Source organism: Georgenia halophila, assembly GCF_039541595.1.
Window position 1 is genome coordinate 354939 of sequence record NZ_BAABGN010000011.1, and the last position, 19063, is coordinate 374001.

The window sequence follows — 19063 nt, forward strand, 5'->3', positions numbered from 1 at the left end:
TCGCGCGAGCGGGTCGACCGCGCCTCTCGTCGGCGGCGGGCCCCAGGCGAGGCCCGAAGCGCGACGGCGTCCAACAGCGCCCGAGCCACCGCCCGGTCGGCCGTGCCAGAGTGAGTCCGTGAACAGCTCCTCGGACGCCGGTGGTGCCCGCATGGGGACACTCGTCCTCCTGCGTCACGGCGAGTCCGTCGGCAACGCCCGCGAGATCTTCACGGGCGTGCTGGATGTCGACCTCACCCTCGACGGCGAGCAGGCCTGCCGCGACGCGGGTTCCCGGCTCATCGAGGCGGGCTTCACACCGGATCTGGTCCTCACCTCCGAGCTGGCCCGCGGTTGGCGCACGGCCGAACTCGTCACCGCCGCCCTCGGCATCGACCGCCCGATCGCCCGCACCTGGCGCCTGAACGAGCGGAACTACGGCGCCCTCTCCGGTCACCTCAAGGCCGACATCCGGGAACGCCACGGCAAGGAGCTGTACCTCCACTGGCGCCGCTCGCTCGACGGCCGTCCGCCCGCGCTCGACCAACAGACCGTGGACCTGTGGCGCCGCCTCAGCCCGTTCGACCGCCTCCCGGCCGATGCCCTGACGCCGACCGAGTCCCTCGCCGACGTGGTTGAGCGGCTGCAGCCTTGGGTGCCGGACCTGTTCACCGAGCTGCGCGCGGGTCACGACGTGCTGCTCGTCGCGCACGGGAACTCGCTCCGCGCGCTCTGCGCGATCCTCGACGACCTCACCGGCGAAGAGCTCACCACGCTGAACGTGCCCAACGCCCGGCCGCTGCGGTACGACTTCGCCGAATTGCCCGACGACGGGGGCGGCCGGCTGCGTCCGGAGGTGCGCGGTGGTGTCTACCTCGACCCCGAGATGGCCCTCCTGGAGGCGGCGGTCATCGCACGGCAGGGCGGGACCTGACGGCACGTCACCTCTCTAGCGTCGGCGCAACGATTCGCGCGCCCGCCCCCTCGACGGTCCGGCGGCGGCGGGCACCGGTGCGTCGGATCGCGAGGTCGCGCTGCCCAGAGTGGGGCGCACGTAAGGCGACCGTCAGCGGAGCGTCTCCCCGCCAGTACCGGGCTCGCGGCCGGCTTTGTTCAGCTCCTCGGCAAGCATCACGATGATGCCGCTGGGGCCGCGGACATAGGTGAGCTTGTAGACGTCTCCATAGGTCGCCACGCCGCGCAGCGGGTGGCAGCCGTGCCTCGCGGCGATCTCGAGGGCCTCGTCGATGTTGTCGACCGAGAAGGCGACGCGGTGCATGCCGATCTCGTTGGGTCGGGTGGGCTCCGTCTCGATCGCGCTCGGGTGGATGTACTCGAAGAGTTCGAGGCGACCGTTGCCATCTGGGGTCTGGAGCATGGCGATCTTGGCGTGGTTGCCGTCGAGGCCGATGGCGGTGTCGGTCCACTCTCCACTGACCGTGTCCCGGCCCAGCACGATCAGCCCGAGGTCGGCGAAGAAGGCGATCGTCGCCTCAAGGTCGCGGACCGCGATTCCGACGTTCTCGAGCTTGATGGGCATGCGCTGCACGTTACCGAGTGGCTGCGATCCGCTCGGGCTGACGCTTCCCCGAGTTCCGGAAGAGGATCGGCCATCCGGGATCTCGTCGGCGCGCTTGGTTGGCACTACTGGGCCATCAGCGAAGTGCCGCGTGTCAGCATGACCGCGTGCTTCTGTGCTTTGTCGACGAGTCGGACCAAGGGGACTTCCACGGCTTTGCCGGTCTGATGGCCGACGAGCACGCGACCAAGGCGATCACCGATTCTCTGAACCGCACCATGCGCCAGGTCGCCGTTGACTGGGGGATACCGGCGACCACCGAGCTTCACGGCCATCCAATCTTCCACAACAAGGAGGACTGGAAACACGTGCCGACTCGCGTGCGAGTGGGTGTCTTCCACAAAGTCTTCGAGGCCATTGTCGCCGAGGACGTCGTCATCTTGTTGCGCTGGGTGCACGTCACCCGCTTGGCTGAGCGACAGGCCCGCAACTTCTACCCAGTGAACTTCCCGCCGGAGCAGGTCTGCTTCCAGCACATATTGCAGCGAGCGCAACAGGTGTCCGCGACGCGCGACACCTACACCCTCATCATCGCTGATGATCGTCACGACCGAGATCGTCACCGAGAACGTTTCGCCACCTACCAGACCGAGGGAACCCCGGGCGTCTACATGCAGACCAACCTTGACCGTCTACTCGACACCGTTCATTTCGCGCCCAGCCACATGTCACGGATGCTCCAAGCCGCCGACATGCTGGCCTTCATCTATCGACGAGTGCACACGGTCACCGAGTCGGATCCCCGTGCCTCGCGGGAGATGGCGAAGCTATGGAACACCCTGGTCGACTCGGGGCGAGTACACAACGAAGGCAACTGGCCGTAGATGCACGACAGCCCCCGCGATGCGGGGGCTGAAGGCGATGCGGGCGGCAGCATGGCTGCGGCCTGCACGTTGAACCTAGCATCGGTCACCGACAACGCACGAACGCACGTTTAGGGCGCGTCGCGCATGGGGTTGCACAACGAACCGGCAGCGGCGCTCTCGTCATCTGACGTCGGTGCTGATCCAGCATGCTCACGCGTATCACCGTCTTGATCGGAGCGTTATGAGCAACACAGATACCGGGGACTGGGGACATCCGACACCGCGCCGTGCCGTTCCAGGCAATGGTGTCTACGTTCGAAGCGGTCTGGGCCAGTGTCTAAGGTTCCAGTACGGCACCCGGCATAACGGACGGGAGTGTCCCCTAACGGCCACGGGATCCTCGGGTGGCCCGAGCCCGCGCCGATCGGAGGTCGGACGCTCAGCGTCTGGTCTCGTACCCGGTCAGGAGCACGCCGTCGGGAAACGTACGGGTCTCCACCAGGTTCAGGTTTACCCAGTTGTCCAGGGGCGTGAAGAACGGCGTGCCGCCGCCTACCAGGACCGGGTGGGTGACGATCGCGTACTCGTCGATCAACCCGGCCCGCATGGTCGCCGCGGCGAGCGTGGCGCCGCCGACGTCCATGGGACCGCCATCCTCAATCTTGAGCCGGGTGATCTCGGTGACAGCATCACCGGTGACCAGGCGGGCGTTCCAGTCGACCGCGCTGGTCGTCGAGGAGAACACCACCTTCGGCATGTCCCGCCAGCGGCGGGCGAACTCGATCTGCGCCGGTGTGGCGCCAGGCTGCTGGGCGGCGGTCGGCCAGTGAGAGCTCATCGTCTCCCACAGTTTGCGCCCGTACAGCGCCAGGCCCGTCGTCTCGACCCGGTCGGACCACCACTGGAACAGCTCGTCGCTCGGCACGCTCCAGCCGAGGTCGTCGCCGGGCGCGGCGATGTAGCCGTCCAGGCTCACGTTCATGCCAAAGGTCAGTTTCCGCATGGCGTCAGCCTCCCGTGAGTCGGTATTCGGCGTACAGACCAACACCGCGGGGAAATCCATTGGTCACACCACATAAAGTGCCGGTTGACCACCGCGCCAAGCGGATGCTGCGTACGGAAGAGAACCGTCTGCGGCAACGTTCCGGCGGTTGTTCGATCCCAGCGCCGGCGACCCGCAAGGGATCCCTCGGCGGGTCTGTTCGGACCCTTCCGGATCGCCGGACGACTCGCTGTCGTTGTGGCGTGTTCACGCCGGTTCGCTCCCGGATGAGTCCGCTCGTTCGGTGAGCCAGCGGACCTGCGAGCGCTTGCTGATGCCGTCGTAGACCACGTCGGGGGCGTCCGCTAGGTGGAGCAGGCAGAGGGCGAAGAGCCAATAGAGTTGCTCGGCGAGGAGGTGGTCTCCAGCGGTGCCGTCGCTTCTAAACTGTTCGCGGTGGTGTGCGAGGTCGTCGCGGATGGTGACGACTCGTTCTACCCACAGGTCGGGGTGGATGACAATGGGGTCGAGGAACGGTTGACCGGCGAGGTCCACGCATTGCTTGATGCGCTTGGCGTACCGTCGATTCCTCCGTGGTCGTCGAAGGTGAAGTACATGTCGTGTCGCTTGATCGGGTTGCACGGGGCAGTCCGGTTGGACCAGCGGATGTAGTAACGATCCACCGCAAGGTGAGCGGCATATGTGACAACGAGGGGTGCGGCCGGGTCGTATGGATTGGTGCGGACCATCGCCGGCGGCAGGTAGCGACCCCGCCTTGTTAGGTCTTGCACCATATGAGGCGACGACTGGAGCTGACGCTCGAGGCACGAACGACAGCGAGCACTGGTGTGGGTCGAACAGTCTCCCTGGCTCCGCGCAGAACTCGGCCCGCGTTTGTACTGCTGACCAGATCAATGACGTGCGCGTGCCCGAAGCCGCTACGCCAACGGCTGTCCGCGGATAGCCTCGATCGTCCGACCAATGGAGGTATAGATGACCGAGGAGACCTGGCACGAAGCCCGGCTCATCCCCACGTCCGGCATCAACGGCGCCGAGGAGCAGGAGCGCCGAGCGACATCGGCGCTTCTCGCTGTCATGAGCTCGGTGCGCGAGTTCGGTCGGACACTCACGAAGCCGTTCGGTGCACCCGCCGGAACGCTCGAGACGTATATCGAGGTGCCGTTCCAGCTCGCCGAGCAACGACTCTTTCCTGACGGACTGATTCGTGCGAGCCGTGGGAAGAAGTCGTGGACCGCGCTCGTGGAGGTCAAGACCTCGAACAACACGTTGCAGACCGCCCAGATCGAGAACTATCTCGACATCGCCAAAGAGAACGGCTTTGACGCACTGATCACCATCTCGAACGAGATTGCTCCCGTGGTGGACCAGCACCCGACGAAGGTCGACAAGCGCAAGTTGCGGAAGGTGAGCCTTCACCACCTCTCCTGGACGCGAGTGTTGACCGAAGCCGTGATGCAGAAGGAGTTCCGCGGCGTTGCGGACCCCGATCAGGCATGGATTCTCGGAGAACTCATTCGCTACCTGGAGCACCCACGGTCCGGAGCCATGGAGTTCGAGGACATGGGTGACTCCTGGGTGTCGGTGCGCGACGCGGTCCGGACGGGAACTCTACGGGCGTCGGACAAAGGACTGCGGGAGACAGTTTCGAGGTTCGACGCACTTGTTCGGTACGCCAGCCTGCAGCTCGGGCGCCGGCTCGGCGCCGAGGTGTCGCCCGTGCTGTCCAGGAAGGAACGGGCGGATCCGTCCCTGCACACCGCGTCGCTGACCAAAAGCTTGGTCGACGAGGGTGTCCTCGTGGGCGAGATCAAGATCCCGAACACGGTGGGAACACTCGTGATGACCGCTGACCTGCGTGCCAGGTCGCTCACGTGTCATGTGGACATCGATGCACCCCGTGAGGGCAGGCCCAAGACGCGCGTGAACTGGTTGCTCAGGCAGCTCAAGAATGCGCCGGACCAGCTGCGGGTGGAGGTGTTCTCGGCTCGTTCCCGCGGACCGGGCGCCACTGAGCTGATCTCCTTGGCCCGGGAAGATCCGATGGTGCTGCTTCCAGATCCTGCGCGCGAACCCAAGAGTTTTCGGATCGCTCTGTCCACGTCCATGGGACTCAAGCGCGGAAGGGGTCAGGGAGCGTTCATCGACTCTGCCGTCGATCTCATCGACACGTTCTATGCGGACGTGATGCAGAACCTCAAGGCGTGGGCGGCCGCTCCACCACGTATGCGTGCTGAGCCGGTGACTCCCGTTGAGGAAGAGATCGACCCGCCGACGTTGGCTTCGACGGCCTACTCCTCCCAAGACGGCGCGCATACGGCCAACAGCGAGGTCGGCAGCGAGAAGGAGGCGCATCCGCTGCAAGCCTGACCGCTCCCGGCCCGATAGGTTCATCTAGGACCAGGAGACGATCGGGAGCAGGCATGTCAGAACACGATGGAGCACGGCATCTGGTCGTCATGGGAGTGTCCGGCAGTGGCAAGACGACGATCGCGGTCGATCTCGCCAAGGAGCTCGGCTACGTCTTCGCCGAGGGGGACGAGTTCCACAGCGACGCCAACCGGGCGAAGATGAGCTCCGGCGTCCCGCTCGACGACGACGATCGTGCGCCTTGGCTCGCCGCCATCCGGGACTGGATGACCCAGCAGGCTCGCGAGGGGCAGTCCACGGTGTTGACTTGCTCGGCGCTCAGGCACCGGTACCGCGACGTGCTCCGCGCCGCCGAGGGCCGGACGATCTTCGTGCACATGGCTCCGCCGGCCGACGTGACCACCGGCCGCATCGGTAGCCGGAAGGGGCACTACATGCCGCCGAGCCTGCTGCAGAGCCAGATCGACACCCTCGAGGAGCTCGGTCCAGACGAGGAGGGCATCGCCATCCGCAGCACCGGCACGCCCGAGGAAGTCCTCACCGAGGTGCTGGACCGGCTGCCGTCCATGTGATGTTCACGTGGACGTGACCAGGCCCACGCGACTCCGCGTCGGTCATTGCGAGAGGATGAGCGCATGCGACTGATTCTCGTTCGGCACGGCCAGACCAGCTCGAACGTCGAGGGGCTCCTCGACACCGGTGAGCCCGGAGCCGACCTGACCGAGCTCGGCCGCAAGCAGGCCGCGGCCCTGCCCGAGGTCCTCGGTGACGAACCGGTCGGCCTCATCGTCACCTCGACCCTGGTGCGAACCCAGCAGACCGCGGCGCCGCTCGCGGCCGCGCTCGGGCTCGAGCCGTGGATCCGCGACGGCATCCGAGAGGTGACCGCCGGCGACCTCGAGATGCGCGGCGACATGGAGGCCGTGCACGGCTACCTCGAGGCGATCTTCAGCTGGGGCAACGGAAGTCTTGACGGGCGGGTGCCCGGCGGCGAGAGCGGCGAGGAGTTCTTCGCCCGCTACGACGCGGTCATCGACGAGGTCGCCGCATCCGGGGTGGACGCCGCGGTCGTCGTCAGCCACGGCGCCGCCATCCGTTCCTGGGTGCCCGGGCGCGCGGACAACGTCAGCACCGAGTACGCCTCCGTCACGCCGGTGGGCAACACCGGCGTCGTCGTCCTCGAGGGCGACCCGACGAACGGCTGGACGGCGCTCACCTGGGAGGGCTACGCCGTCGGCGGGCCGGAGATCGACACCTCCCTCGCCGACGGTCCCGCCGGCGAGCCGGTCGACGTCGACGCCTGAGCGCCCGCCCGAATCAGCTCGCCCTCGCCGAGAGCAGGCTCCCGCGCCGAGAGCGGGTGTTGAAGCAACCACTCTCGGTGTTATTGCCTGCTCTCGACGGAGGGTTGGTGCGCGCCACTCGACGACGGCCTCAGCGTTCGACGACGTTGCGGAGCTCACGCCCGTCCAGCAGTGCCGCAAGGTTCTCGGCGATGAGCTTGTCGCCACCCACCGGCCGCCCACCGGCGGCGTGCGGGCTGATGACCAGGTTCGGCGCCTCCCAGAGCGGTGAGTCCTCGGGGAGCGGCTCGATCGCGGTGACGTCCAGTGCGGCCCCGGCGATCGATCCCGACTCGAGCGCCTCCAGCAGCGCCGCCTCGTCCAGCGTGGCGCCGCGTCCGACGTTGACGACGTAGGCGTGCGACGGCAGCTCCGCCAGCCGCTTCGCGTCCAGGGCCTTCTCCGTCGCCGGCGTGGCCGGCAGGATCATCACGAGCACGTCGGTCTGTGCCAGCTCGGCCTCGAGGTCGCTCTCGGCGACGACGTCGAAGCCGGAGCGCTGACCGGCCGAGCGCGCCACGCCGCGGACCGTGGCGCCCAGCCCGCTCAGCAGCGGCGCGAGCGTCTGCCCGATGTTGCCGAAGCCCCAGACGAGCACCCGCGCCCCGATGAGCGAGGTCACGGCACCTTCCGGACGCAGCGGCTGGGGGCCGCCGAGTCGGCGGTCCCAGCGGTGCTCCTCCTGTGCGCGCAGGATCTCCGGCACCCGACGCAGCAGCGTCAGCGTGAGGGTGAGGGCGTGCTCGGTGACCGGAGCGTCGTGCAGCCCGGCGCCGGACGTGATGAGCACGTCCTCGGGGAAGCCCGCAGCGAGGACGGCGTCCGGGCCGGCGGCCAGCGTCTGCACCCAGCGCAGGTTCGGCATGCGCCCGGCCACGGCGGGGACCGTCGGGCCGGCGTTGGCCCACAGGACGAGCGCCTCGGCGTCGAGGTGCTCCTCGGGGACGGGCGCGTCGACGTCGTAGGTGACTACGGTGACGTCGTCGGGCACGTCGGGATCGAGCGGGACGTTGTCAGGTAGCAGTAGCTTCACGAGAAGGACTCTGCCAGAACGTCACCAGAAGGAGCATCATGCAGTACTTCTCCGGTGCCGCACCGACGGCCTCGCACGTCCTCAAGCTCGACCCGGGCGACGACGTCCTGCAGGCCGTCCGCGAGTTCGTCACCGCGGCACGGATCCGCACCGGGGTGGTGGTGTCCGGCATCGGCACTCTCGACCACTGCAGGATGCACATGGTCACCACCACGGACTATCCGCCGGTCGAGGTCTTCCCCACCTGGGAGGACGAGGCGCTCGAGCTGGTCGAGATGCAGGGCGTCATCGCCGACGGCGTCCCGCACATCCACATGACGGTCTCGGACCAGCACTCCGCCGTGAGCGGGCACCTGGAGGAGGGCTGCCGCATCCTCTACCTCGGCGAGATCGTCATCCTCGAGCTCGGCGGCCACGACCTCACCCGGGTGCCGAACGAGCACGGGATCCCGCAGCTGGCCGAGAAGAGCTCCCAGGCCTGAGGCGATGCGGGATCAGCGGCGCGAACGGACCAGGCGCACGATGGCCATCACCAGGCCGGCCAGGATGGCCAGGCCGACGGCGATCGCGGCCCAGGGCGGCAGGTCCAGCGGCGGGCCGGTCGCCTCGCTGTCCTCTCCGGCGAGCTCGCCGGACGTGCCCGCCTCGTCCGGGGTGGCGGTGCTCTCCGGGACGCCGGCCGTGGTCGTCGACCCGCTCGCCGATGTCGCTTCCTCGCCGTCGTCTGCTGCGACGGTGAACGGGTACTCGCCCTCCACCCGGTGCCCGTCGGAGGAGACGACGGACCAGGTGACGGTGTAGTCGCCGTCGGCCAAGGGCTCCGGAACCTCGAGGGTCGCGGTGGCGCCGTCGAGGGCGGGAGCACCCTCGGCCACCGTCTGTCCGGACGAGTCGGTGACGACGATGGCCCGGTTGCTGTCGATCAGCTCGTTGCTGAAGGTCAGCGTCACCTGGTCGGGTGCCTCGGTGAGGGTTTCGCCGTCGGCCGGGCTGGCCTCGAGCAGCACGTCGTGCGCGGCGGCGCGCGGGGCGGTCGCGACCATGACCAGGCTCGCGAGAACCGTCGCGACCATGACCAGAGACGTCAGAAACAGGCTGCGGGCACGAGCGTCAGGCACACGGCCACGCTACGCCCGGACCACCGGGCTGTGCCGTCGGGCGCGGCGTGACTCACGCCACGGAGCCATCGCTCTTCGGGATCCGCGGAAGGAAGATGGCGACGACCAGGAGGGCGGCACCGACGAAGACCAGGCCGGCGGTGAAGCCGTCCTGGAACACGGTGGTGCGCGCCGCGGCGATGAGCCGGGGGTCGCCCTGAGTATCGGCCGTGAGCCGGCTGACCTGACGGAACGCAAAGGAGGCGGCGACGGCGACGCCGAGAGCGCCACCCACCTCCTGGCTGGTGTTGATCAGTCCCGCGGCGAGACCTGCCCGCCGCTGTGGGACTCCGGCCTGCGCGGCGATCTGCAAGGGCACGAACGACAGCCCCATGCCCAGCCCGATCGTGACGAATGCGGGAAGGATCCAGGTCAGGTACGGAGCGTCGGTGGGAACCTGCGCCAGGGCGGCGAGGCCGACGGCCACCAGCAGCAAACCCACCGAGAGGATCACCTTCATGGGTCCCCTGCTGACGAGGTTCGACGCGATACCGGCTCCCACGGCCACCAGGACAGCCAGCGGCACGTACGCGAGGCCTGTGTCCATCGGGCTGTAACCGAGCACCTGCTGCAGGAGCAGGCTGGTGAAGAAGAAGAGCGTCACGACGGTGCCCAGCAGGAACAACGTGGCGACGTTGGCGTAGCGCACAGTCTTCGAGCGGAAGACGTCGAACGGCACCAGCGGTGCCTGCGCACGGCGTTCGACCGCGGTGAACGCTGCCAGCAGCACGGTGGCGGTGACGAGACTCCCGAGGACAAGGCCGCTGCGCCAGCCGTGGGTGATCGCCTCGTCCAGCCCGTAGATGAGCGCAAGCAGCCCGGTCGTCAGCAGCACGGCCCCGGGAACGTCGAACGGGTGCCGTGGCCCCCAGCTCTCCGGCAGGACGCGCCGGCCGGTCGCGATCGCGAGGACGGCGATCGGGACATTGATGAAGAAGATCCAGCGCCATCCGGGGCCGTCGGACAGGACGCCACCAAGGACCACACCAGCCACCGATGCGATCCCGGTAAGGGCACCCCAGACGCCGAGCGCCTTGCTGCGCTCGGCGCCGCCGACGAACGTCGTGGTCAGGATCGACAGAGCGGCCGGCGCGATCAATGCCGATCCCAACCCTTGTGCCCCGCGAGCAGCGAACAGCACGAGCTGGTCCTGCGCGAGTCCACCGGCCATCGATGCCAGCCCGAACAGGATCAGGCCCGCCTGGAGCAGCCTCCGACGGCCAAAGGTGTCCGCGAGCCTTGAGCCGAGCAACAAGAAGCCGCCCAGAGTGGTGCCGTACAGCGTCACCATGTAGGGCAGGTGCTCTTCCCTGATGCCGAGGCCCTGCTGGATCGACGGGAGTGCGACATTCACGATGCTGACGTCGAGGAACACCATGAACTGGGCGATGCACAGCAGCGCCAGCACCAGCCGGGGCCGTCGGACACCTGGTGCGATGCCCGGGCGCTCGCCGCCGGGCGACGGGGAAGTTGGAACGGTGCCGGCGGAAACCGGCGGGTCAGCGTGCGACATGGGTCGTCTCCTCGACGTGAAGATCAGTACGACCGCACGCTAGTTGCGCTTTAATAGTAGGTACCTAGGAGAAACTGAGGCAGCATGGTCAACGTCACATCCACCGAGCCAGTCGATTCGCCTGCGACTGGCTGTCCCATCGCTCCCGTGGTCGATATCGTCTTCAGTCGTTGGACCACGCCGATCCTGTGGCAGCTCAACAGCCACGGGCGGCACCGATTCAACGACCTGCGTGACCTGGTCGGCGGCATCACGGCAAAGGTGCTGACCCAGCGCCTTCGCCAGCTCGAGCGCGATGGCCTCGTCACTCGGACCATGCACGCCGAGATCCCTCCCCGCGTGGAGTACGAGATCACCGACCTCGGACGCAGCCTCGCGCCCGTCTTCGCCGCCCTGGTCAGCTGGTCCGACGAGCACCTCCGTGACGTGGGCGACGCCAGAGCATCCTACGACCGCAGCGGCAAGCCCCAGACCTGAGCTCACGCCACTCGGGTGGCCACCTGGTAGCCGTCCGCCTCGAGGACCAGCTCGTAGTCCGTCCCGGGGTGGCGGCTCTCGGCGAGCTCGGCCGTGTCCGAGACGTCGGTGCCCGGCCACGTGCGCCGTCTCGTGTCGAGCACGACATAGTCAGGGGCGGGGTTCGCTGGGCCGCCGGAGTTGCCGATCCAGTACACCTGGGCGCGCGGCACCAGGTACGCCATGAGGTAGATGTCCGTCGCGACCGTGCTGTCCTCCGCGACAGCCTCGATCGCGGCGGTCGCGCCGTCGGCCCGCGGCGACGGCGCGTAGGTGGCGGGCTCGGCAAGCCGGGCCATGGGTCCGGTGACCGTCATGACCGCGGTGGTGGCGACGGCGACGGCGGTCCCCGCCGTCGCCCATCTGTGCGAGACGGACACCATCGGTCGGCCGAGGTGGCCCTGCCCGGTCCGGCCACTGACGACGTCGAGGAACGCGGCGGCGGCCACCGGCATGAGGATCGCCGAGTAGTGCCAGTCCCAGCCCCAGTAGTACTCGACGTTGCCCAGGAACCTCCACGCGAGGGTGGGCACCCACAGCCACACCAGCGGCGAGCGCAACCCGATGATTCCGGCGGCGAGGACCAGCAGCAGTACCGTCCCGTACTTCTCCGCGGGCACGAAGAACCCGCCCAGCACCTGCAGGACGCTGCGCCCCTCCTCGCCGCCGAGCCGGCCGTAGTAGTCCCACGTGCCGCCCGGGTTGAGCGCCGGCAGGATCACCACGATGGCGAGCACCACCCACACGAGGCCCCAGGCGAGCAGTGCGCTGCCCACCCGTCGCTGGCCGGCACGCCACCACAGCACGACGCCCAGGGCGGCCACCGTCAGGCCCAGGTCCTCCTTGACGAAGACGAGCGGCGCCACCCATGCCGCGCACGCCCACCAGCGGCCGCGCAGGTAAGCGGCGAGCGCGGCGGCCAGCAGCGGGACGGCGAACGCGATCTCGTGGAACTGGGCGGCGACCGCACCCTGTAGGCCCCATCCCAACGCGTACGCCAGGCCCAGCGCGGTGCCGCGTCCACCGCCGAGCAGCTCACGAGCCACCGCGGTGACGGGCACCGCGGAGATGCCGATCAGCACGGCTTGCGCGACGAGGAGGGTGAGCCCGGAAGGGTGCAGCGCGTACAACGGTCCGAGCAGCACGAGCAAGGGGTGGAAGTGGTCGCCGAGCAGGTTGAAGCCCTCGCCCTTGATCGTCACGATCGGGGCCTCGAGATCGGCGTATGCCTTGGCCAGCTGCGTGAAGATACCCAGGTCCCACGACGGCGACTCGAGCAGGCGCCACTGCGTCACGGCGAAGGTGACGTACACGGCCGTGGCCAGCGCGGCGACGAGCCACGGAACGAACCTGTGGCCGACCGTCCCGCTGGTGCGTGCCGCGGCGCGAGGAGCTGCCCGCGTCATGACGCGGGCAGCGAGACCGGCACACCCGTACTGGCCTCGTCTGCGCGGACCACCAGGTTCGCCGGCACCGTACCGGGCGGCACGTCGAAGACCACGACGCCCTGCGCGCTCTCACCCGCCGCGAGGTCCGCGAAGAAGAGCTGGTTGCCGTCGATCACCGCCGGTGCCGTCGCATGCGGACGGTGCTCGCCGCCGCCGGCGTCGGTGAGCCGCTGGTCGATGTCGAGGAACGTCGCCGGTTCCGTGGCCGTGACCCGCAGTCGCACGACGACGAACGTGCCCTCCGCCTCGACCGCCCCGGCGTCGCCGGACAGCTCCGAGATCCCGGTCGCGACCGCCGCCACCTCGACCTCGAACGGTCCGTCGGTGACGGTCTTGCCGACGGAGGTCTCGCCCGGCAGCGGCGCCACCTCGCTCGGAACCTCCGGCGTCGGCAGCGGTGCCGGCGCGGACGACGACACGGTCGACGACGCGGACGGGGACGGGGTCGGGGAGGGAGCCCGGGACGGGGCCGTCGCCGTAGGGCCGGTGGTCGAGCTCGCGCCGGTGCTCGTCGGCGCCGCGGCCGGCCCGGGCTGGCGCAGGTCGTCGACGAGGTCGGCGACCAGCAGGATCGCGGCCAGCACGAGTGCCCCGGTCACGGTGGCCAGCAGCACGAGGACACCACGAGGTGTCGGCGGCGCCGTCCGACCGGTCAGGCTCTGCCGCTCCTGGTCGGCGGGCTCGCCTCCCTGATCGCGATGCCCGGCCTGTCCCGGGGACCGCGGCGGGTGCTCGTTCGTCACAGGGACTCCTTGCGCTGCAAGTGACGCAGCGCCGCCCAGCCGAGCGGTGCGCGTCCCCAGAAGGTCAGCACACGGAACAGGATTGCCACGGAAACCGCTGAGCCGGCGGGGATACCGGCCAGCGTCAGGCCCGTCGTGAGCGCGGCCTCCACGGGGCCGATACCGCCGGGCGAGGGTACCGCCGCACCGATGGAGTTGGCCGCCAGGTAGGTGATGGCCAGGTTCGTCACGGGCAGCGTGTAACCGAAGGCCGCGAGCGAGGCGCCGAAGGCGGCGACGTACCCCACGGTCATGATCAGGTTCCCCGCGATACCCATCAGCAGGCGGCCGGGGTTCGACCCCACCCAGACGACGCGTGGCCACACCTGCCGCAGCGTCGGCGCCACCCGGCGCCACACCCAGGCCCGCAGCGACGGCACGAGCAGCATCACCGAGACCGCCAGGAGCACCAGGCCGACGGCGATGACCACCGATCCGGAGGGTGCGCTCAGCGTCCCCGCGGAGCCGGTGACCAGCGCGACCGCCACCAGCAGAAGGACCGTGGTGATCAGCTGGGAGACCTGGACGAGACCGACCGTGGCGACCGCCATTGGTGTGGCGATCCGCCGCTTGTTGAGGAACCGCAGGTTCAGCGCCGCCGGGCCGATGCCGGCAGGGGCGACGAGCGAGATGACGGATGCGGCCACCTGCACGAGGGTCGTGCGCCACAGGCCCAGCTTCTCCGGCGCGAACGCCTCGAGCGTCATGGCGGAGCCGGCGTAGGTGAGCAGGCCGAACACGAACGCGACCACGATCCACACCGGGCTGGCGCTCGTGACGGCGTCGGCGACCTCCTCGAAGTTCATCCAGGACAGCAGCGCCCAGACGGCGACCACCGCCACGGTGAGCGTGATGACCGTGCGTGGCGCGAACCGGGCGAGCTGCAGGGGCGCGACGTCCGCCGTCGGGATGAGCGAGACGAGCTCGCCGCGCAGCGCCGCGAGCATCTCGCGCTTGGCGGCCGTGCGGGTGGGCGACGGCATGGCGACCGGCTGCAGCAGCGGGGCGATGGAGGCGAGCTGGTCGCGCGTGAGCATCCGGGCCGCCGAGCTCAGCGCGCGCTCGGTGCCGACCAGGACGGCCAGCATGGCGAGCAGCTGGGCGAGGTCCATGCGACGGGAGACCTCGCTGGAGATGATCTCGCCGTTCTCCCAGTCGAGGACCCACGCGTCGCCCCGGGCGTCCACGACCACGGCGTCGGCGTGGAGATCGTGGTGTGCGAGGCCCTTCGCGTGCGCGGACTGGACCTGCGACCACACCTGGTCCAGCAGGCGGTCGTCCAGCTCCTGCGGCGAGAGCTCGGTGAGGCGTCGGGCGCCGGCCACGTGCTCCGTGACGATGATGACGCTGTCGCGAGACTCGGTGATCCCGACCAGCTCGGGCGTGCGGACCCCGGCGTCGCGGGTCGCCAGGGACATCAGGGCGGCGCGGTTGGCGGCTTCCCGCAGGTTCGTGGCCGGGCGGCGGTCGAGGCCCCGCAGGCGCACGCTGTCCCAGAGCGAGGACAGCACACCCACGACGTGGCGGTCACCGTCGAGCACCGTGACGTCGTGGCGGCGTCCGTCGGCGTCCCAGATGGCGTAGAGCCGGTGCGCGCTCTCGACGTCGAGCGTCTTCGCCGCGGAGGAGGAGGCCTCCTGCAGGACCTGTCCGGGTTCGACGGTGGGGTCGGGGACGACCGCGTCGGCCACGTTCTCCGGCTGCTTCGTGGTGGCGAGCAGGTCCGGCGCCCCGTCCTCCGAGCTACGGCTCCCGGCATCGGTGGTGGCGCGCTGGCTGGGCTCCCTGAGCCGCTCGGTGTAGCCGATGGGGCTCGCGGAGCTGATTCGCCACGCCTGCGCGTACGTCCCGGACAGGACGGGGTCCATCCGCACGACCGTCACCGGGTCCAGACCGGCGCGCCGCAGCCCGCGCACGAGGTGCAGGCCGGTGGCGCGCTCGTGCAGCACCCCGGAGGCGTACCGCATGCCCAGGCCCGCGGCACGGCCGAGGAGCACCGCGACGATCGCGCCCGGCAGCGTCTGGTCGCCCTGGACGACCGAAAGGCCGAGCACGACCCACAGCAGGTTCCACGACCATCGCAGCAGCCGGTTGTGCGAGCGGTCGCCGACGGCGGTCAGGACCCCGGTGAGCCCGGCGATGTAGACGTTCAGCGCGATGACGGTGTCGCCCTCGGAGGTGATCGTCAGGCCCTGGGAGAGCGCGGCGGGGGCCACGTTGTCGAGCAGCCAGAGGGCGCCGGCGGCGAGCAGCACGGCGACGACACCCGTGGCCAGCGCCTCCAGCGCCGAGCGCCAGGAGCGACGCACGACCCGGTCCACGAGCACCACCAGCGGTACGAAGAAGGAGACCAGGCCCTCGAGGACCGTCACCGGCAGCAGCAGCACCTGCCGCAGCACGTCGGTGACGACCGACTGCACGTCCTCGGTCACGCCCTGGGTTGTGGCGTGGGCGTAGACGGCCAGGGTGAGCACGAACGCGATGCCGAGCAGGCAGGCCAGCAGGGCCAGCAGATCGCTCGGCCGGCGGACACGGGTCTCGGGTGCGTCGACCAGCAGGACCTCGCGACGCGGCGGGACGTCCTCCACCGGGACCCGAGCGGGCGCAGGGGCACCGCGGTCGCCCGGATGCAGGCTCATGGGCGCGAGTCTACGGGCCACACTCGTGCGCAGGTCACAGCGGCGCGGCCGGTGGACACCAACGGCGGTCGCGGCGCCGAGGGCCTGCCGGGATGCCTCAGAGACCGAGGAAGCTCAGCACCTGCTCGGGAAGCAAGGTGTAGCCGACGAACGCGACCACGTCGATGAGGGTGTGGGCGATGACGAGCGGCATGGTCCTGCGCCTTCGACGGTAGTACTCCGCGAATATCAGGCCCATGACCAGGTTGCCGAGGAACGGGCCGAAGCCCTGGTAGAGGTGGTAGGCGCCCCGCATCAACGCGCTGGTGACGAGGACGGCCGCCGGGCGCCACCCGAGCTGTTCGAGGCGCTCGACGAGATACCCCGCGACGACGACCTCCTCCAGCAGCGCATTCTGCAGCGCCGAGAGCAGGAGGACGGGCACGGTCCACCAGTACGCGTCGAGGGTTGCGGCCTGGACCTCGACCGTCACGCCGAGCTCCCGGCCGGCCAGGTAGAGGCCGAGGCCGGGCACGCCGATCAGTGCCGCGAGCACGACACCCGCACCCAGGGTGCGCCAGGGCCGGGCCAGGTTCAGCCCGATGCGTGCGGTGGCGCGGCGGCCCGGCTCGGACAGCAGGTACAGCGCGAGCGCGACCGGAACGAGGGCGAAGCCGATCGAGAGCAGCTGATAGGTCAGATCGAGGTACGGCCGGGGGGAGCGGGAGGGGTTGAGTGCGGTCGCCTGCTCGGCGAGGGGCGCCTCCTCGGCGAGCCGGGCGACGATGTTGACGAGCGCGTAGACGGCGGACTGGCCGAGGGACAGACCCAGGACGATGAGGACCTCGGCACCCAACCGCGGCCGGTGCCTGCCGTACGGCTCCGTCGCACGGCTGTCCACCTGGCCCCCGGCCGCCGGGCGGTCGGCCACTATCGGGCCTTCACCTGCGGGGGCGTCTGGGCGTGCGTCTGCGGGTCCTCGGGTGCCATGGTCAGCATTGTGCCTCGCACCTCACGGCGCGAGCCGCGACAGCAGGTCCTCGACGTCCTCGACGACCGGGGCGGCGGCGATGTCGGCAACCAGCGAGTCGTCGTGCTCGCAGCGTGGGGCCGTCATCACGTCTCGGCCGCAGACCGGGCACGCCGTCATCTGTCCGGCATGCACGCGGTGATAGGTCCGGCTCAGGGGAGCCGCGTTGATGACGTTCCCGAACAGGTACAGCCCCACGGTGGCGGTGCCCACCGCCTGTGCCATGTGGCGAGGGCCGCTGTCGTTGCCCACCAGCACGTCGGCCTCCGCCAGTACGCCGGTCAGCTCCGAGAGGTCCAGCGCTCCGGCGAGCGAACGGACTTGGGAAGCGGTCCGCGGGTCGAGGACGTCGCCCGCCCGGCCGACGATCTCGTCCCCGGCCGGGACGTCCTCCGCGGCACCCACGACGAGAATGTCTGCTCCCGACCGGGCTAGGGCGGCGGCCACCTCGGCGAAGCGCTCGGCAGGCCACTGTCGTCGTGGGTCCGTCGCACCGGGATGAAGCAGCACGAGTGGGCGGCCCGCCGTCCGCCTCTCTCGGGCGGCGGCCCGTTCCGCCGCCGTGCTCTCCAGCCGCGGCTCGAGCTGCGTCGGCGCCGCACCGGCAAGGCCGACCACCTCGAGCGCGCGCAGCACCTCGTGCTGGTAGTAGACGTACGGGATCGTCCGTTCCAGGTGGGCCGCGTCGGGAGTCCGGGTGCCGATGGTGTGCCGCGCGCCGAGCCGCAGCACGAACGGGTTGGAGAACCGGCCGCCGCCGTGCATCTGGACCGCCAGGTCGTGGTGTCGTGCCGCCAGGCGATCGACGAACCGCGCGGTGGCCACCGGGTCCTCGTCCCGCCCCCGGACATCGTGGACCCCTCGGGCCACCGGCAGCACCTCGACCTCGTCCACGGGGCTCGGGCGGCCATCGAGCAGAGCGGCCTGCAGGGGCGTGCCGAGCAGCGTGATGCTGGCGCCGTAGGCGTCGACCAGGGACTGCATCGCCGGCATGGCGAAGAGCAGGTCACCCAGCCCCTGTCCCGGCAGCACCACGATGCGATCGACGTCGGGGAAGCGTGGGGCGAGCGCGCCGACGGTGACGGAGGCGGCCGAGGCGGTGGACCGGCTTGCCATGAGCCCTGCTCCTCTCGTCACTCCGGCGGCGGCGCCTGCCGGATCTCCTCTTACTAGCGCCCGGCAGCGCCGTCGGCAACTGCGCTCGGACTCAGCCGAGCGAGGCGACGAGCTCGGGCGTAAGCTCGTCCAGGCTGCCGAGCCGCACCGCTGCGAGCGCGAGGGCGTCTCCCGCCGGAGGGTGGCCGGGGTGCGGCACGGCCACCACTCGCATGCCGGCCGCGGAGGCCGAGCGCAGACCGTTGGAGGAGTCCTCGACGGCGACGGCGGTCGCCGGTTCCACGCCGAGCAGCTCGCAGGCGCGGCGGTAACCGTCGGGCGCGGGTTTGCCGGCTTGGACCTCCTCGGTGGAGACCGTGGCGCGGAAAAGCGGCGTCAGGTCGAGCATGTCGAGGATGGCGTCGATGAGGCGCCGCGGCGACGACGAGGCCAGCCCGAGGGGCCACCGGGACGCCATCCGCTCGACGGCGGCCACGGCGCCGGGCATGAGCGGCAGGTGCTCGCGGTACCGTTCGGCGACCCGGGAGACGGCCCGTTCCGCGACCGCAGCGGCGTCGCCATGAAGCCCGACCGTGGTGGCGAGGTACTCCGACCACTCGGCGGTGGACATGCCCATCATCCGGTCGGTGGCGTCGTCGGGCCACGCCGCGCCGTCCTCCGCGGCGAGGCCGCGCCGGACGTCGTCCCACACCGCCTCGGTGTCCGTCAGGACGCCGTCCATGTCGAAGACGACGGCGGAGATGCGGCTGACCGGTTCAGAAGGCACCCCACCA

Annotated in this window: 19 protein-coding genes; 7 read left to right on the top strand and 12 right to left on the bottom strand. The window is 69.9% G+C overall.

What is annotated here, in order from left to right; genetic code table 11:
- Positions 1-118: 118 nt before the first annotated feature.
- Positions 119-913: a 2,3-bisphosphoglycerate-dependent phosphoglycerate mutase gene (locus tag ABD907_RS13345; protein ID WP_345216746.1), complete on the top strand. Its 795-nt coding sequence runs from the start codon at positions 119-121 to the stop codon at positions 911-913.
- Between the two features lie 132 nt (positions 914-1045).
- Here the strand turns inward: ABD907_RS13345 and ABD907_RS13350 are convergent, their stop codons facing one another.
- Positions 1046-1519: a VOC family protein gene (locus ABD907_RS13350; RefSeq protein ID WP_345216747.1), complete on the bottom strand. Its 474-nt coding sequence runs from the start codon at positions 1517-1519 to the stop codon at positions 1046-1048.
- A gap of 146 nt (positions 1520-1665) precedes the next feature.
- On the opposite strand from ABD907_RS13350, the gene ABD907_RS13355 reads away from it, so the two are divergent.
- Entirely contained in the window at positions 1666-2382 is a 717-nt protein-coding gene (locus ABD907_RS13355; protein WP_345216748.1) for a DUF3800 domain-containing protein, read from the top strand.
- Positions 2383-2803: 421 nt separating this feature from the next.
- On the opposite strand, the gene ABD907_RS13360 is transcribed toward ABD907_RS13355, so the two are convergent.
- Together ABD907_RS13360 and ABD907_RS13365 are read right to left on the bottom strand one after the other, a co-directional pair.
- The gene (locus ABD907_RS13360; protein WP_345216870.1) at positions 2804-3367 is read right to left on the bottom strand and encodes a dihydrofolate reductase family protein; all 564 of its coding nucleotides are present in this window, start codon (positions 3365-3367) and stop codon (positions 2804-2806) included.
- Between the two features lie 246 nt (positions 3368-3613).
- Positions 3614-3901, bottom strand: coding sequence for a hypothetical protein (locus ABD907_RS13365; RefSeq protein ID WP_345216749.1), 288 nt, complete (start codon positions 3899-3901; stop codon positions 3614-3616).
- 438 nt (positions 3902-4339) lie between these two features.
- Between ABD907_RS13365 and ABD907_RS13370 the strand changes: the two genes are divergently transcribed.
- The 3 genes from ABD907_RS13370 to ABD907_RS13380 all read left to right on the top strand — a co-directional run bounded on the left by ABD907_RS13370 (position 4340) and on the right by ABD907_RS13380 (position 7038).
- Positions 4340-5734 (top strand): hypothetical protein, encoded by a 1395-nt coding sequence (locus tag ABD907_RS13370; RefSeq protein ID WP_345216750.1) that lies wholly within the window; start codon positions 4340-4342, stop codon positions 5732-5734.
- Between the two features lie 53 nt (positions 5735-5787).
- The gene (locus ABD907_RS13375; protein ID WP_345216751.1) at positions 5788-6306 is read left to right on the top strand and encodes a gluconokinase; all 519 of its coding nucleotides are present in this window, start codon (positions 5788-5790) and stop codon (positions 6304-6306) included.
- Between the two features lie 63 nt (positions 6307-6369).
- Positions 6370-7038 (top strand): histidine phosphatase family protein, encoded by a 669-nt coding sequence (locus ABD907_RS13380; protein WP_345216752.1) that lies wholly within the window; start codon positions 6370-6372, stop codon positions 7036-7038.
- A 130-nt stretch (positions 7039-7168) separates the two neighbouring features.
- On the opposite strand, the gene ABD907_RS13385 is transcribed toward ABD907_RS13380, so the two are convergent.
- The gene (locus tag ABD907_RS13385; protein WP_345216753.1) at positions 7169-8110 is read right to left on the bottom strand and encodes a phosphoglycerate dehydrogenase; all 942 of its coding nucleotides are present in this window, start codon (positions 8108-8110) and stop codon (positions 7169-7171) included.
- 38 nt (positions 8111-8148) lie between these two features.
- Between ABD907_RS13385 and ABD907_RS13390 the strand changes: the two genes are divergently transcribed.
- Complete coding sequence (locus tag ABD907_RS13390) at positions 8149-8592, top strand: PPC domain-containing DNA-binding protein (protein ID WP_345216754.1); 444 nt, start codon at positions 8149-8151, stop codon at positions 8590-8592.
- A gap of 12 nt (positions 8593-8604) precedes the next feature.
- Here the strand turns inward: ABD907_RS13390 and ABD907_RS13395 are convergent, their stop codons facing one another.
- On the bottom strand, positions 8605-9228 hold the full coding sequence (locus ABD907_RS13395; RefSeq protein ID WP_345216755.1) for a copper resistance CopC family protein: 624 nt from the start codon (positions 9226-9228) through the stop codon (positions 8605-8607).
- 52 nt (positions 9229-9280) lie between these two features.
- A complete protein-coding gene (locus ABD907_RS13400; protein ID WP_345216756.1) occupies positions 9281-10780 on the bottom strand; it encodes an MFS transporter in 1500 nt (499 codons plus the stop codon).
- An 84-nt stretch (positions 10781-10864) separates the two neighbouring features.
- On the opposite strand from ABD907_RS13400, the gene ABD907_RS13405 reads away from it, so the two are divergent.
- Positions 10865-11257 (top strand): winged helix-turn-helix transcriptional regulator, encoded by a 393-nt coding sequence (locus ABD907_RS13405; protein ID WP_486334091.1) that lies wholly within the window; start codon positions 10865-10867, stop codon positions 11255-11257.
- A 2-nt stretch (positions 11258-11259) separates the two neighbouring features.
- On the opposite strand, the gene ABD907_RS13410 is transcribed toward ABD907_RS13405, so the two are convergent.
- From ABD907_RS13410 to ABD907_RS13435, 6 genes are all read right to left on the bottom strand, one after another.
- Entirely contained in the window at positions 11260-12702 is a 1443-nt protein-coding gene (locus ABD907_RS13410; RefSeq protein ID WP_345216758.1) for a DUF2079 domain-containing protein, read from the bottom strand.
- Positions 12699-13487: a DUF4352 domain-containing protein gene (locus ABD907_RS13415; protein WP_345216759.1), complete on the bottom strand. Its 789-nt coding sequence runs from the start codon at positions 13485-13487 to the stop codon at positions 12699-12701. Before ABD907_RS13415 ends, ABD907_RS13410 begins: the two co-directional genes overlap by 4 nt.
- The gene (locus tag ABD907_RS13420) at positions 13484-16165 is read right to left on the bottom strand and encodes a lysylphosphatidylglycerol synthase domain-containing protein (protein WP_345216760.1); all 2682 of its coding nucleotides are present in this window, start codon (positions 16163-16165) and stop codon (positions 13484-13486) included. Before ABD907_RS13420 ends, ABD907_RS13415 begins: the two co-directional genes overlap by 4 nt.
- Positions 16166-16262: 97 nt before the next feature.
- Complete coding sequence (locus tag ABD907_RS13425) at positions 16263-17045, bottom strand: CPBP family intramembrane glutamic endopeptidase (protein ID WP_345216871.1); 783 nt, start codon at positions 17043-17045, stop codon at positions 16263-16265.
- A 111-nt stretch (positions 17046-17156) separates the two neighbouring features.
- Complete coding sequence (locus ABD907_RS13430) at positions 17157-18290, bottom strand: glycosyltransferase family 9 protein (protein ID WP_345216761.1); 1134 nt, start codon at positions 18288-18290, stop codon at positions 17157-17159.
- Positions 18291-18381: 91 nt separating this feature from the next.
- On the bottom strand, positions 18382-19056 hold the full coding sequence (locus ABD907_RS13435) for an HAD family hydrolase (protein ID WP_345216762.1): 675 nt from the start codon (positions 19054-19056) through the stop codon (positions 18382-18384).
- Positions 19057-19063 lie beyond the last annotated feature (7 nt).